Source organism: Mammaliicoccus sp. JADD-157 (assembly GCF_049310805.1).
GTDB classification, from domain to species: domain Bacteria; phylum Bacillota; class Bacilli; order Staphylococcales; family Staphylococcaceae; genus Mammaliicoccus; species Mammaliicoccus lentus.
The window spans coordinates 241,264-256,866 of sequence record NZ_JBMOVZ010000003.1; the positions used below are offsets into that span (position 1 = coordinate 241,264).

The following is a 15,603-nucleotide window of genomic DNA, read 5'->3' on the forward strand; positions in this document are numbered from 1 at the left end:
ACTTCTTGTTGGATTAATGAAGTAGAAAATCCAATAAAAGTATGTGTACTTGGATTAATGAGATAGAAAATCCAATAAGAGTATAGTTAGTTGGATTAATGTAGCAGAAAATCGAATAAAAGTGTGTCTATTTGGATTATTGTTGTAGTTAATCCAATAAAGCTATGTGTAGTTGGATTATTGAGATAAAAAAACCAATAAAAGCAGGATTAGTTGGATTATTGTTGTAGTTAATCCAACTAACCATTTCGTAAATTCACGAATTAACTTTTCTTTTGATTTAAATTTAAAAATAAGAGGCTGGGACATAAATACATGTCTCAGCCTCTTATTTTTAAAGGTCTTGCTTTAAGAATGCCATCCACTCTTCTGTTACTTGATTCATATATGAACCTTTTTTCCATATTAGGCCGAGGTGCCAATATATTTTCTCGCCTGCGAGTTCAATGGCTCTAACTTCGTCTCCCATTTGATCTGCGATACTCTTTGGAACAATCGAAATTCCTAGACCTCTTTTAATCATATTATCTATAAAAGTTAACTGTGAGATTTTAGCTACCGTTTTAGGATAAAATCCTGCTTTACGACAGTTTTCAATTATCATATCTCTTAAATAATAATCGTCATGTAATAAAACAAATTCTTCATCTACAAGTTCATGTATAGCAACTTTTTTCTTATGAGAAAGTTTATGAGATTGATTAAGCACTAAAAAGAGTTCTTCTTTATAAAGCGGCATACTATTAAATTTTGAAGAGTCTACTGGTAAAGCAGTCACACCGATGTCTATTTCATCTTGGCTCAAGTAATTTTCGACTGCTTTACCGCCTCCTTCAAGCACTTCGTATGTTACATCAGAATATTTTTTATGGAATTTTTCGAGATTATCTGTAATCAAATTCACTTTTATCATAGGGGATAATCCTAATCTGATATGGCCCTTTTTAATTTCAAATATATCATTCAATTCCATTGTTAATTTATCAAATAATGTAAGGAATTCAACTGCTTTTTCGTAAAAAACTTCACCTGTATCTGTTAATTTGATATGGCGTTGTGAACGATCAAATAATGTAATATCAAATTCATTTTCTAAATTTTTAACGGCTTTACTTATTGTAGATTGAGCTACAAATAAATGTTCAGACGCTTGTGTCATACCACCATTTCTCACTATTTCTACAAAATATTTTAACTGTTTAAATTCCAAATTTTACACCTCATTTTTGGCATAACATCACGACTTTATAATGAGAAAATAAATACAATTATAATAATAATCGGTATAATATATCTCATTAAAACTCTCCATAATTTAAACCATTTTATAGATAAATGATTCCCCATACGGAATTCTTTTTCTACAAGTTCTGGATTCATTCTGAAAGATATAAATATTGCGATTAATAAACAACCTATTGGTAATAATATATTACTCACTAAATAATCTGTCGCATCAAATATAGATTTCCCAAATATTGATACGTCACTTAAAACACTATAAGACAATGTAGATGGAATACATGCTATAAACGTCAGTAATCCTAATATCCAAACAATCTTCTTTCTAGAACGTTTACCATCTTTTTCAAATGCTGAAATAATGATTTCGAACTGACTGAATGAAGAAGTTAAAGTCGCGAATAAGAATAACAATAAGAACAATGTTAAGAATAAAGTGCCAAATGCCATTTGTCCAAAAACATTTGGTAACACAATAAATAACAATCCTGGTCCTTCAGTAGGTTCTAATGAAAAAGCAAATACGACTGGAAAAATAGCCATACCAGCTAAAATAGAAACTAAAATATTCATTCCTGATACTAAAGCTGCTGATGTCGGCAAGCTTTCTTTCTTACTTAAATAAGAACTATATGTAACCATACAAGAAAATCCAACTGCTAGCGCAAAGAACGATTGACCAAGCGCAAATAGTATACCTTTTGCACTAAAATCAGAAAGATTAAATTTAAAGAAGAACGCTAATCCCTCAGATGCACCTTCTAATGTTACTGCTCTTACAACTAAAATAAGGAAAAAAATTAGTAACAATGGCATTAAATATTGATTCGCTCTTTCGATACCATTTTTAATACCAAAATTTAATACGAGTACATTCATTAATATAAATACAAGTACACCTAATAATGCAATAAAGGGATTCCCAATAATTTCTTCGAACATTTCCCCATAATTTGCACCATCTGAAATCAAGTTACCTGTAATGCTCATCGTTGTATAAATTGTTATCCATCCACCTACAACACTGTAGAACGATAACAATAAGAAACAACCAATAACCCCTAATCTTCCTGTTATACGCCATGGTGACTTAGGTGCTAACGTGTCGTATGCCGATACAGCCTCTTTATTCGTTGAACGACCAATGATGAATTCTGAAATCAACATTGGTAAACCTATAAATAACGTAAAAATGATAAATATAAGTAAAAACGCGCCTCCGCCATACTGACCAGCAACGTATGGAAACTTCCATATTGCACCTATTCCAATCGCTGCGCCTGCTGCTGCCATCACAAAACCTAATTTAGATGACCATTGATCTCGTTGTTTATTCATGTTATCACTCCATTCAAATCTCTTAGTAGAAGTATAACGTATAATCGTATGCTACACAGTAAGAATTTTTATGTATCAATAAATATTTATCCTTCTAGCTTTAAATTGCACGTTTTTATAGAAAATCCACTTTCAACCGAAATTTATCGGAGTTTATTTTAAAAATAGCGTATGGTAATCTTAATTCAAAGAAAAATTAATCTATAACTAAAGGGAGTGAAACAATGATACAAGATGACATATTAACGCCAGAGTATGCTAAAAAAATATTTTTACAACTTGCTTAAAAAGGTAAATGAAAATCACACACCAATAATTATTAGTGATAAAAAATCACATAATAGTGCAGTAATAATTAGTAAAGATGAATGGGACAGTATACAAGAGACACTTTATTTAGAAGATATGGGAGTTATGAATAAAGTCAGAGCTCGCGAACAAGATAATAGTCTATTTACTAATGTTAATGATATAAATTGGAATAATTTATAGATGTTATTCACTGAATAAATATTATATAATAATTGTAAAAAATAGGAGGTAGGTATATGGAATATGCCACTTATTTAAAAGCGCTAGACGGTCGCTTAGAACAAAATGAAACAACTCGAGAATTATTTAGACAAATAAAAGGAATAGAAGGTGAAGAATTAATTAAACAAATATTGGATCAAGAACTTAAGTTAAATTATGTGCATGATATCGAATTGGATATAAACAATAAAGTTCAAATTGATTTTTTAATTGTCGACGACGAAAAAATTATAAATTTAGAAATTAAACACTACAAAGGTGACTACTATATAATTGATAACCATCTTAAAAATAGCTATGGAAATATATTTCAAACACCTTTTCAGCAGATGAAGCAGGCTGAGTATGAACTAGAACTTATGAAATCTAAACTTGATATCAAACGCACAGTTGAATCCTATCTCATCTTTACTAACCCTACATTTACGCTTCATACAGAAATCCCTCACCGCAATCAAGTACTACTACCTACAGAATTACACAAAATCCCAAAATTAATTAAAAATTATAAAATAGAAGAAAATAAAATTATTTTGAATAGAATAAAGACCTTGAAGAAAGATTTTTCGAAAATCTATCCAAAGAATTTATTACCTTTTGATCAAATAAATCCTGGATTAAGGTGTCCACAATGCAGAAAAATAGGACACATACAATTAAATAGCCATAAGAGGTTTGGAGAATGTATGTATTGTTCGAAGAAAACTGCAAGACAATTATTATATTTAGAAAACTTAAAAGAATTATATATATTGAAAAACGAACCTTTTACTTTGAAAGAAGCTCAAATATGGTGTGATGGAAATGAATGGGCAATTAGAAAATTATGTAACCAATACTTCAAAAAAGAAGGTCAAAGAAAAATCCAATATTATATTTGATGCGTTTAATAAAAAGCACCATTTTTGTAAGAGCAGCATTCTTATTGGATTTACTATGACGTTAATCCAAGTACACATACTCTTATTGGATTAACTACCATAATAATCCCAGTACACACACTCTTATTGGATTTTCTACGACATTAATCCAAGTACACACACTCTTATTGGATTTTCTAACTCATTAATCCAAGTACACACACTCTTATTGGATTTTCTTCCTCATTAATCCAAGTACACACACTCTTATTGGATTTTCTTCCTCATTAATCCACACCCCACACTTCTACCCTTGCCCAGCACCATATATTCACAATCTTCCCCCCTCTTTCTATACTTTCTCCAAAAATAAAACCATGACCTTAGCGAGTTTTACACGAGCTAAGGTCATGGTTTTCATCATGCCCACCAAATATTTTCGAGTTTTTCGTTTATATTTACTGATTGCAGATTTTGTACTGCTTTTTGGAAGCCTTCTTCTACGGACATTATAGGATCTTCATGTTCAATACTCACGACGTAATCATATCCATTGATTCTTAATGCGCTTATTATATCACCCCATACTTGAGGGCTGTGTCCATAACCGACAGATCTAAATGTCCATGCTCTAGATTGTACGGAGCCATATGGTTGCATGTCTGTTAATCCGTACATATTTACATTTTCCTGATCAATGTATGTGTCTTTTGCATGGAAGTGATGAATAGCGTTTGCTTTGCCCAGTATTTTTATAGCAGCTACTGGATCAATACCTTGCCACCATAAATGACTTGGATCTAGATTCGCACCTATTGCATCGTTAGTTGCTTCTCTTAATTTTAATAACGTATGTGGTGTGTGCACCGAAAATCCAGCATGTAATTCTATTCCGATTTTAACGTTATGATCTTTAGCAAATTGTGCCGCTTCTTTCCAATAAGGTATCAGCTTCTCTTCCCATTGCCATTCATAAATTTCTGAGTATGCTGTTGGCCATGGTGTGACTGGCCAATTTGGATGTTTGGCATCTTCATCTGATCCTGGTATACCTGAAAATGTATTGACTACAGGCACTCCTAAAATCGATGCAAGCTTCACTGTTTTAATAAATGTATCGTGTGCTTGTTTAGCATGTTCTTCATCCGGCGAAACTGGATTATCGTGACAACTAAACGCACTAATTTCTAATCCGCGTTGTTTAATCGCATCCATGAAAGATTCACGTTTAGCTTCACTTTCTAATAATGCATCAACATCACAAAAATGATTTCCCGGGTTACCACCTGTTCCGATTTCTACCATCTTCAAACCTGAATTCGCGACATAATCTAACATTTCCTCAAATGATTTATCTTGAAAAAGTACTGTAAACACACCTATTTTCATATGTATCGCTCCTTTATATTTGATATTAAGTTAATCTAACACTACGTCCTTCTTCACTGCTTCTATATATTGCATCTATAATGAGACTGACTTTTCGAGCTTGTTCTGGTTGTACAATTAAAGATTCTAGTCCTAAACAACTGTTCACAAAATTCATGGCTTGTCTCTGTGCTGCTAAATCTTCATTATGTTCTGCTACAGCTTTTTCATTAAAAAAGTTACCAAATTTAGGTTGATATATTTCAAATGGATACACATTCAATCCTCCATCAACGCCTGAAATACTTAAATGTATGTTATCTTCTTTAATGTTCGCTGACCAAGAACACTCAAATTGCATCGTAGACTGATCGTCAAATGTAATAAAACTAGAAACATGATCGTCCACTTCAAAAGTACTACTATCAAATGTTCCCCAGTCATTAATTTGATTAGGTGTTTTACTTAATCGGTTATAAGTTTTACCTAATACTTCAACAGGTTGAACATCCTCAAGTAACCAAAGTGATAAATCTAATAAATGACAACCGTAATCTATTAGACTTCCACCACCTTGTAGTTCTTTATTCGTAAAAACTCCCCATCCAGGTACTTTACGTCTACGCATTGCTTGAACTCTTGTAACAAGAGGACTTCCTACGGTGCCACCTTCAATTGCTTTATGAGCTGTAATAGCAGCATCTGTAAATCGATAATGGTATCCAATAGCTAACAATTTATTTGCTCTATTAGCCGCTTCAATCATCGCATCACATTCTTCTTTATTCATGGCCATTGGTTTTTCACAAAATACATGAACACCTGCATTTAATGCCGCAATACTTATCTCTGCATGAAACTTATTCGGTGTGCATATTACAACTGCATCTACTTCGTTAAACATTTCTTCATAATCTTTAAACACATGAGGTATCATATGTTCTTTAGCTACTTGTTGTGCTAAATCATAGTTAATGTCTTGAACACCTACAATTTGAGCAGTGCCTTTTAATTGTTTAAATGCAGGTATATGTCTGTTTTGAGCAATACCTCCAACGCCTATCATACCTAATTTTAATTTGTCCATAATTCACTCACCTATTTCTCGCTGATATGCTCTAACGGTTGAGCATTACCATATTGATGTTTAGGAGTGTTACGGTTTTTAGCCCATTCCACTGCATTTTTAATAACGTGCTGTATTTGTGAGTTATAATATGTAGGATAGCTTTCATGTCCAGGTCTAAAATAAAATATTTTTCCGTTTCCACGTTTGAAAGTTGCGCCACTACGGAATACTTCTCCGCCTTCAAACCAACTTATAAATACTGTTTCATCTGGTGCTGGTATATCAAAGTGCTCGCCGTACATTTCTTCTTTTTCTAATTCGATATATGAGTCTAAACCTTCTGTTATTGGGTGAGTAGGATCTACAACCCAAAGTCTTTCTCTATCATCTGCTTCACGCCATTTTAAATCACATGTCGTCCCCATCAAGCTTTTAAATATTTTAGAGAAATGTGCTGAATGTAAAACAATTAATCCCATTCCATCTAGTACGCGCTGCTTTACTTTTTCAACAATTGAATCTTCTACTTCATCGTGAGCTTTATGTCCCCACCAAATTAAGACATCTGTCTGATTTAATACATCATCAGTTAAACCGTGTTCTGGTTCATCCAATGTCGCTGTTTTAACATTGTGTTTTTCACTTAAAAATTCAGCTATGACATTATGAATGCCTTTTGGGTAAACTTTCTTAATTTCTTCGCTTTCGACTTCGTGACGAAATTCGTTCCATACTGTTATATTCATTTAGACATCCCCTTTAGTTATTATTCAAAATAAACAGCTTTTCCTGTTTTCGCAGATTTATATATACCTTCTAATATTTGAGTGATGACAATAGCTTCTTCAGGTTTTACGACAGGATCAGTATCATTCAAAATACTATCAATCCATGAACGCGCTTCTACTTCTGCTTCGTCAACTTGTTCTCCTTCATAAAAGTCCACGCCTTTATTTTCAAGTTCAACTTGAGTTGTATATAGTGAACCAAAGTCTTCACCATGTATTCTTAAGCCATCTTTCATGTCTGCTCCACCTTCAGTTCCTGAAAGTTCACATTTAGCTTCATCTACATTAAGTGAATTAAGCGCCCAACTTGATTCTAAAACGATTGTTGCGCCATCTTTCATCTTGATAAATCCAAATGCAGAATCTTCTACAGTAAATTCCTTAGGATCCCATGGTCCCCAAGCATTTGCTGCATTTTCTTTTTTACCTAATTTATGAAAAGTTGACCCCATTACTGATTCAGGTTCATAGTTATCCATCATCCATAATGTTAAATCAAGTGCATGTGTTCCAATATCAATTAACGGGCCTCCACCTTGTTGTTCTTCATCTAAGAATACACCCCACGTAGGCACTGCTCTTCTACGTATAGCATGTGCTTTACCATAATATATATCCCCTAAATCTCCACGTTGTGTTGCTTGACGTAAGTACTGGCTATCTGGTCTAAAACGATTTTGATAACCAATCGTTAATTTCTTACCTGTTCTTTTAGCAGCTTCAATCATTTCTTGTGCTTCTTCAGTCGTCTTAGCCATTGGTTTTTCACACATCACATGCTTGCCTGCTTCCAATGAAGCAATTGTTAATTCTTTATGCGAACTATTTGGCGTACAAACGTGAATAACATCAATCGTTTCATCTTTCAACAACTCTTTATAATCTGCATAAGCCTTTGCTTGTTCAGTACCGTAATAGTCTGCTGCCACTTCAGCCTTCTCTACATCTATATCACAAAAAGCTACAATATTTACTTCTTCAATTTTCTGCAAGCTTGGTAAATGCTTGCCATTCGCTATACCACCACAACCTATAATACCTACATTTAATTGCATCGCTATTTCCCCTTTTCGATTATAATTAATTTTCATTTTAGCAAACGCTTACATTTAATGTTATAAAAATTTATAAATATTACTCTTTATACATATCGTAAATTAAATAATGATAAACACCAATCAATAACACTTGTTTAGAAACTTATTGTTCGTATTAGAATATATTTTCATCAGATGAAAATATTTCCGCGATTTTTTAGCTTATTCTCAATATTCTCGGACATAAATTCTAACTCATAATAAATAAGCATATCACTTTTAAACTGAAAAATAATCAGTTAAGTGATATGCTTATTTTTTATAATCTTACTTCAGATGTTTGAGTATACGTATCTTCTCCAAGGTTAATCATTGATTCTGAAATGTTCCTTGAATGATAACCTATACGCTCTAATATTGAAATCATATCTATATATACAAGACTGCCTTCTGGTGAACATTCGCCAGAACTTAAACGTTTAATATGTTTCTTTCTTAAGTCATGTTCTAATAAATATGAATCTTCACTTCGTTTTACAACCTCATCTTTTTTAACATAATCATATACATCAAATGCTTCGAATGTTTTTTCATATGAAATTTTAACATGTTCATAAAGTCTATCTATACTTTGCTCAGCTTTTTCTGAGATTCGAATATCAGATGATTCTTTTTTCTGCAGTTCATCTAAATAAGATTCTGTTAGTGCTGATACTTTCAAAATTGTTCTATTCACATCATATAATACAGATAGACGTTCTCCGTCTTTTGCTGATAATTTTTTCTCTGACAATTTATTTAAATATTGTCTAACATTATCATACATATTCTCGATGGCAGCGTGTTTTTGTTTATGTTTTTTAACAGCTTTATCATCTGTGTGATCTACTTTTTCAAGCATAGACATTGATAACTTGCCTATATTTCTAATTTCATCTTGCGCTTCTTGCAATGCAATACTCGGCGCTCTATTGATTAAGTTATTATCTAAATATTTAGGTTTATATTTTTCATTTAAATCTTCACCAGGAATAATTTTAGTAACTAGCCACGCTAATACAAAAATAAATGGTAATTGAATCAATGTGTTTGTAATGTTAAATGTGCCGTGTGCAAATGCGATTACCATTTCTGGATTTAATCTAAATGCACCTTGCATCCATGTAACAGCCGCTTCATAAATCGGTAAAATTAATAAGAAAATTGCCGCACCGATTAAGTTAAACAATACATGTGTAACTGCAACGCGTTTAGCTGCTAATGAACCTGCTAAACTTGCCAATATAGCTGTAATTGTTGTACCAATGTTATCACCTAATAAAATAGGCAAAGCTCCGTGTAATGATATTAAATCATTCGCAAAGAATCCTTGCAATATACCAATTGTTGCACTAGAACTTTGAACGATTAATGTTACAAATGTTCCTGCAGCAACACCTAGTATCGGTGAATGAGACATACTTAGCATAATATCGTGGAATCCATCTAAATTAGCTAAAGGTTTTACTGCACCACTCATTAGCTCTAACCCATAGAATAAAGAACCGAAACCAAAGAATATCATACCAACATTCTTAACTTTACGTTTTTGAACAAAGAATATTAAAAATGCACCAATTGCTAATATAGGTAAAGAATATTCCCCAATATCAATACCAATAATAAATGCAGTAACAGTTGTACCGATATTTGCACCCATTACGACACCGATTGCTTGTCTTAGCGTCATAAAGCCTGCGCTGACTAACCCTATCGTAATAACTGTTGTACCTGAACTACTTTGAATCAAAATTGTAACAATCATACCAGCTAATACGCCCATTATTGGGTTGCTAGTAAATCTATTTAAAATACTTCTCAGTCTATCTCCTGCTGCAGCTTGTAATCCGTCTCCCATTTGCTTAATACCATAAAGAAATATACCTAGACCACCTATAAAAGTGAAGATAATTTCTAGCGCCGACAATTCCATAAGACACCTCAATTAAATTTTTTGTAACCATTGTGAATATTAAACGATAATTGTTAATCTAATGTAAATTTTATATTAAGTTTCGTTTAATTCAACTATTTTCTTTTAAATACAAAAGAACTATGAAATTGTCGCAAATAAACATTTACAAATCAACCCTATTTATTAAATAAATCTTCAATATTATTGTACATTTTAAAAATCATCATACGTTCGCCAGTACGAGAACTTAAATCAGTATGAAAACTGTCAACTTTTTCATTAGTTATATTAAATATTATTTCATAAAGATGTGAAACGTCTGATTCCACTAAAGTAGATCTCGTGCGTTTAATGGAAAGTAAACCTTCCTTTGTTTCAGAGACTTTGTATTCAGCAGGTGTTAAAACACCTTGTAAATCTACAATAATCATATCTCTTAATATATCTGTCTTCACCGACAAGGAACCTCTGCCTAAATATTCTTTTTCCCATTGTGTGATAGCTTTACTTATTGTAGATTCACAGTACCCTTTCGTCATGTCCATATTTTTCATCTCCTTACAAATTGATAAATACTTTTTAAGTTGTTTCTTGAATAATAGTTTCTGCATTATTTTCTTTGAATATCACCCCGGAAATTTTAATGTTTTCCGGTACTAATGGATGGTTATAAATCTTGTTAACACTTTCTTCAATTCGTTTATGAACATCACGCTCACCATTCAACCAATCTATAATACTTTCACCATTCATTTCTGGTTTACAATTTTCAAATAAATAGTCTATCGTTTTTAAACGACCTTCCATATTTTTAATCTTTTCAGGTAAGTGAATATTAGGTAAATTATGAGCCTCATCTTTACCAATGATATATATTTCTTGAATGTTTTTCTGATAAATTGATAGGATGATAGACCTCATCACTTCTCCATATGCTTGCGCTATTTCTGATTGATAACTATTTATAGTAATTACATGTGCTGTCTTATCAACCACTTGTTTAATAAATTCGTCTTCTGGATGTGTATTTAGTTCACCTAATATTAATATATTATTTTCTTCGTTCATCATTATACATCCTCTCAGCAAAAAATTGCTTCCTATCTGTTTACCATTTAATCCATTCTCCATGATCATTAATACTTGAAATTAATAACCAACCATTTTTCAATTTGGTGTTTAACACTTCATTTTTATTTAATAAACGTTCAATGTAATGATTAGGTGCTTGTATAACGATTAATAGTCGAATTGGTGAATGATAAAAATCTTCATCAGATTTCATTACAGATTGCCACGGCAACCCTGTCAATAAATCACTTGCATTACCTTGCATTACACCAATGCCTGAAGTCACTGTTTGAGTCGCTTTACTACCACTTCCATAAAAGTGTGGAGCAACTGTCGAAGCGTAATATTGTAGGTTTATCCATTGGGAAACAGTCGCTGGTCCTGTCAAAATAGTATTCAATAAAACGCCATCTTGATCCTTTCTCCAATCATAATTGTGCAAGAACGACCTTCCATTTAATTGTCGCTTCTTAGTTAATTGTCTTTGACCAATTATAAATGATGCATTTCGTGCTAATCCCCATTCAGGACGCACTTCACTCCAGTCACTAGATATTTTCTTAGCTTCTTTAGTCGCATTTTTCTTATCGTAATGAATACCTGGTAATTGTGTTAATCTCAACTCGTTAGCTTTGCGACTCACTTCTGGAATTGTATTTTTTAATAATATATATGATTCTTCAGCTTCTTTCGATAATTCCGGAACATATATCCATTCAAGCTCATCAATTGTTGTACAATGTTCTGCTGCGATAAACACTGTCTCTTCAGGTATAAAAATATGATGTTTAAGCAGTCCTGTTCTAACTTCAGGTAAATTACATAACGTCGCTAGTATTTTAGCATTGAAACCACTTGCTGAACCGCCACAAGCACCACAATCTAGAGAAGCTGAATAAGGGTTGTTAGCTGTGTGACTACCATGACCGCATATCACAACTAGCGGAGCAAAACCTTCTGTTAAACTCATTAATTTTAAAGCTTCTGCCGTATAATTGATTTTTTCTTTTTCTGTAAAACCAATTGGCAAACTATCTTGTTGTCCATGATTATGTTCATGCTCGTTTATTGTTAATGTTGTTTCAGGTTTTTTCAAAAATGTATCGTTAAATTTATTAATGATACTACCTGAACTTTTCGGCATAAAGCTTCTTGTAATAGTTTGAATACTAAGCCATGGTCCAGTTAGTTCCGGTAATAATAAACTAGGTAATACATTTTGTTTCATCTTTTTAAAAGTATAAATTAAGGAAGATACTGTTTTCTTCTTATCCACATAATCATTTTCATTACTGTTCGCTTCAAATTCTTGAATTTTATGTAGCGGTTGGTTCATAACCGGTAATGAATTATGCGTATGTTGATGCCCTAATTCACATTTTTCTATTGGTAAACCGAAAAAACCCGCGATACCAATCGTTTCAAATGGCCCTTCCATTTCTAACTGTCTTCTGAAAGGTTCTGATCTTGTATCTATACAGAATGCCAATTGCGCTTTCGTTTCTTGTATTGGCATGTTATTAACATGTTGAGAGTTAATTTCTTGTCTTAAACTTAATTCATAAGTATCTTCCCATGCTTCTAACAATATTTTCTTACGTGTAATCTCATCAAAACCAAGAGAAAATCGTATATATTCCTTTTGTTTATCTTTTGGTAATGCTAGCCATTTTTCTAAAGTGAAATCTCCCCACTCTAACCATGCAATTATCGGAGAGTAATCAACTTCTTGTTCTAATAAATCTTCAGGTACGAGATTTCCGATTAGTGACCATTCTAGAGCTAGTCTAATCGTTAAATATTCTTGTAACAGATTTTTTGTTTGATTAGATTTTTCATCATACCAAAGCATCATACCAGCCCATCCTGGTAATGAGATTAAATGCGATTCTAAATAAGATTGAATATGTTGTTGTTCAATATTCAAGTTATCTAAGCAACATTCCATTGCTTCAATTGAATCTTCAGGTAAATTTTTAAATTGTTGACGTATATTTTTATTTAATGCAGGATCCAATACGACCATCTTTTTCCAAGCATTATAAAAACTTTCATTATGAGTTGGCATCGACCAACCAGATTGAGCATTATCTAAATATAATTTGCACCATTTTATAATATGATAGTTCAATATATCACTGTATGGTTCACCTGATTTACTTTGTTGATAAGCACTCAACATTTTAACTTTCTTATTTTTAGATAGATTAAATTCATCTACAGTATAATATTGTTTTAATTCTTTTTCGTATTGCTTAACTACTTCATCTTTTAAAGTTATGCCTTTTAAAGCTTTCTGTGCAAATTTGAGTAATTCTTCTTTATCAATTTTATAGTCTGCTTTTTCTAACCAATCTTCTAATTTATTTGAAATAAAATATTCATTGATTTCTTCTTTTTTAATAGCAGATTTAATAATATTTTTATTAGCATACATGTTAATTTCTTGTGTTTCTTTTATCCATCTTGCGACTTCTTCAAAAGTTTGTTCTTCCATATTAGCCCACGGGTGTCTAGCAGCAAAAATTGAAATCGGCGATAACGGCACGATAACTCGACTTGCTGATTGTATGATATTTTTTATATTTTGCGTATTTAAGATTACATTAACCATGTTTATAACCACCTTTTACAAAATGATCTTTCAAATATCTTGGATGACTTTCAACAGAGTGATATTTTGCTTCTCCGAGATGTACAAGCCATAAATATGTCATTAAGAATATGCGAGAAGATTTATTTCTTCCTATCCACATGCTCATTAAACTACCTAACACCAACATTGCAATCATGACAGTGACAACAAAGAAAGGTGGTTCTGCAAGTTGAAATTCAAATTGTTGTAACCAGTGATGAAAGAAGTTATGAATAGCGAAGTATACAACACCGATAGAGACTAATGCTGCTAAACCTATTATTCTTCCTAATTTCCCTTCTCCAAATGCAACAAGCTGTGTCCATGATACAGATAAGGACCAAGCTAATATAAGTGCACTTATGAATTGATAACTACTATAAGGGGTAATCAACCAAAAAGTGATACCTACAAATACAGCTAAGAAACGACCGACTAACACCCAAATATAAGATATGCTTTCATTCATTCTTGCAGGCACTTCAAAGTGTCTCACAGCTGATCCTGAACGTAAGAATAAAGTTGCTTTAAACAATCCATGTAATATGAGATGAATAATTGCAGCTGAATAAGCTCCTAAAGCACATTGAATAAGCATAAAGCCCATTTGCCCCATCGTAGATCCAACTAACTGCCTTTTATAATCTACATGGACTAAGCTGATGCCTGAACCTATTAATACAGAAACACTTGCAATAATAAGTAAAATTGATAACGTCCACTCGTTCATAAAAATCGGTGAAAATCTTGTTAAAATAACGCCACCCACATTCACAATTCCGGCATGCATAATTGCTGAAACAGGTGTTGGCGCTGCAACAGATTCTATAAGCCATCTATGGAACGGCCATTGAGCGGCAGGAATAATCACTGATAATATTAATAGAAGCTGTATGATAACACCTTGCCACGAATCAAATGATTTTAAATTTTCTACAGTAAATATTGCTGAAATTGTCCATTCTCCAGATAAATAATTCACGAATAATATCGCACATAATAAAGAAAGCCAACTCACTAAGAACAAAACACCTGTTATTTTAGATGCTTCTTTTGTCACTTTCCATTGTTTGTTCAATTTTATTAACATTGTTAAACAAAGTAGCGTGATGCCCCACAGTCCTGTCATAATTCTCAAGTCATCACTCAACCATGCTACAGAGGCGAAAGTTGTCATTATCGTAAACAATGTAAAATACTTTCGATAATGCGCATCTCCATATAAATATCTCAATGAAAATCTTTGGATAATTAATCCAATCATCAATATAAAGAATGCAAGTAGCCAAGATAATACATCTAAATGCCATGGCCCAATTTCTATATTTTCTCGAATGAAAACCGTCCCAATTAAAGCTATAAATGTAGGAATCGAAAAAATGATTAAATGATATTTAGCATAACGTAATGGTACTTTATGTATAAGAAATAACAATCCGCTTAAAATCGCTATAACTAATGTGATGAAAAATAATACTAATAAACTCATCATATTGACTACTCCTTTATATATGACTTAAAAATAAAAAAGCCGACAATTTAAAACAAATCATTCATAATGATTTGTTTTAATTGTCGGCTTCAACCAAACATACTTATTGTTGTTTGTATTGCTTCCTTATTATTAAAATATAGAATAATATTTATTATTTCCTGAGAAATAGTTCATTTTTTATTAATAGTTTTAGTAAACTTCTTTTTCAATTA

General features: G+C 32.3%; 13 protein-coding genes. 2 read left to right on the plus strand and 11 right to left on the minus strand.

Annotated elements, in window-relative coordinates; translation table 11 throughout:
* Positions 1–334: 334 nt before the first annotated feature.
* A complete protein-coding gene (cidR, locus tag ACO6VN_RS10360; RefSeq protein WP_017000885.1) occupies positions 335–1,210 on the minus strand; it encodes a cidABC operon transcriptional activator CidR in 876 nt (291 codons plus the stop codon).
* A gap of 35 nt (positions 1,211–1,245) precedes the next feature.
* Positions 1,246–2,580: a sodium-dependent transporter gene (locus tag ACO6VN_RS10365; protein WP_216683535.1), complete on the minus strand. Its 1,335-nt coding sequence runs from the start codon at positions 2,578–2,580 to the stop codon at positions 1,246–1,248.
* 255 nt (positions 2,581–2,835) lie between these two features.
* On the opposite strand from ACO6VN_RS10365, the gene ACO6VN_RS10370 reads away from it, so the two are divergent.
* Together ACO6VN_RS10370 and ACO6VN_RS10375 are read left to right on the plus strand one after the other, a co-directional pair.
* On the plus strand, positions 2,836–3,072 hold the full coding sequence (locus ACO6VN_RS10370; RefSeq protein ID WP_422404630.1) for a type II toxin-antitoxin system Phd/YefM family antitoxin: 237 nt from the start codon (positions 2,836–2,838) through the stop codon (positions 3,070–3,072).
* A 56-nt stretch (positions 3,073–3,128) separates the two neighbouring features.
* Positions 3,129–3,995 carry a nuclease-related domain-containing protein gene (locus ACO6VN_RS10375; protein ID WP_422404631.1) on the plus strand — a complete coding sequence of 289 codons (867 nt, stop codon included), beginning with the start codon at positions 3,129–3,131 and terminating at the stop codon, positions 3,993–3,995.
* Between the two features lie 399 nt (positions 3,996–4,394).
* Here ACO6VN_RS10375 and ACO6VN_RS10380 read toward each other — a convergent pair whose 3' ends face one another.
* The 9 genes from ACO6VN_RS10380 to ACO6VN_RS10420 form a co-directional block, all read right to left on the minus strand.
* Positions 4,395–5,363 carry a sugar phosphate isomerase/epimerase family protein gene (locus ACO6VN_RS10380; RefSeq protein ID WP_135031993.1) on the minus strand — a complete coding sequence of 323 codons (969 nt, stop codon included), beginning with the start codon at positions 5,361–5,363 and terminating at the stop codon, positions 4,395–4,397.
* Positions 5,364–5,388: 25 nt separating this feature from the next.
* Positions 5,389–6,429 carry a Gfo/Idh/MocA family protein gene (locus ACO6VN_RS10385; RefSeq protein ID WP_194200415.1) on the minus strand — a complete coding sequence of 347 codons (1,041 nt, stop codon included), beginning with the start codon at positions 6,427–6,429 and terminating at the stop codon, positions 5,389–5,391.
* A gap of 11 nt (positions 6,430–6,440) precedes the next feature.
* Positions 6,441–7,157, minus strand: coding sequence for a ThuA domain-containing protein (locus ACO6VN_RS10390; RefSeq protein ID WP_216683667.1), 717 nt, complete (start codon positions 7,155–7,157; stop codon positions 6,441–6,443).
* Between the two features lie 20 nt (positions 7,158–7,177).
* Entirely contained in the window at positions 7,178–8,254 is a 1,077-nt protein-coding gene (locus tag ACO6VN_RS10395) for a Gfo/Idh/MocA family protein (protein WP_017001008.1), read from the minus strand.
* A gap of 301 nt (positions 8,255–8,555) precedes the next feature.
* Entirely contained in the window at positions 8,556–10,208 is a 1,653-nt protein-coding gene (locus ACO6VN_RS10400; protein WP_194200413.1) for a Na/Pi cotransporter family protein, read from the minus strand.
* A 158-nt stretch (positions 10,209–10,366) separates the two neighbouring features.
* Positions 10,367–10,735 (minus strand): DUF2294 domain-containing protein, encoded by a 369-nt coding sequence (locus ACO6VN_RS10405; RefSeq protein ID WP_420907883.1) that lies wholly within the window; start codon positions 10,733–10,735, stop codon positions 10,367–10,369.
* Between the two features lie 34 nt (positions 10,736–10,769).
* Positions 10,770–11,261 carry a hypothetical protein gene (locus ACO6VN_RS10410; protein ID WP_194200411.1) on the minus strand — a complete coding sequence of 164 codons (492 nt, stop codon included), beginning with the start codon at positions 11,259–11,261 and terminating at the stop codon, positions 10,770–10,772.
* 37 nt (positions 11,262–11,298) lie between these two features.
* Positions 11,299–13,875, minus strand: a complete 2,577-nt coding sequence (locus ACO6VN_RS10415) for a DUF2309 domain-containing protein (RefSeq protein WP_194200410.1) — start codon at positions 13,873–13,875, stop codon at positions 11,299–11,301.
* Positions 13,868–15,388 (minus strand): NADH dehydrogenase subunit 5, encoded by a 1,521-nt coding sequence (locus ACO6VN_RS10420; RefSeq protein ID WP_422404632.1) that lies wholly within the window; start codon positions 15,386–15,388, stop codon positions 13,868–13,870. The genes ACO6VN_RS10415 and ACO6VN_RS10420 overlap by 8 nt, the downstream gene beginning before the upstream one ends.
* Positions 15,389–15,603: the final 215 nt, after the last annotated feature.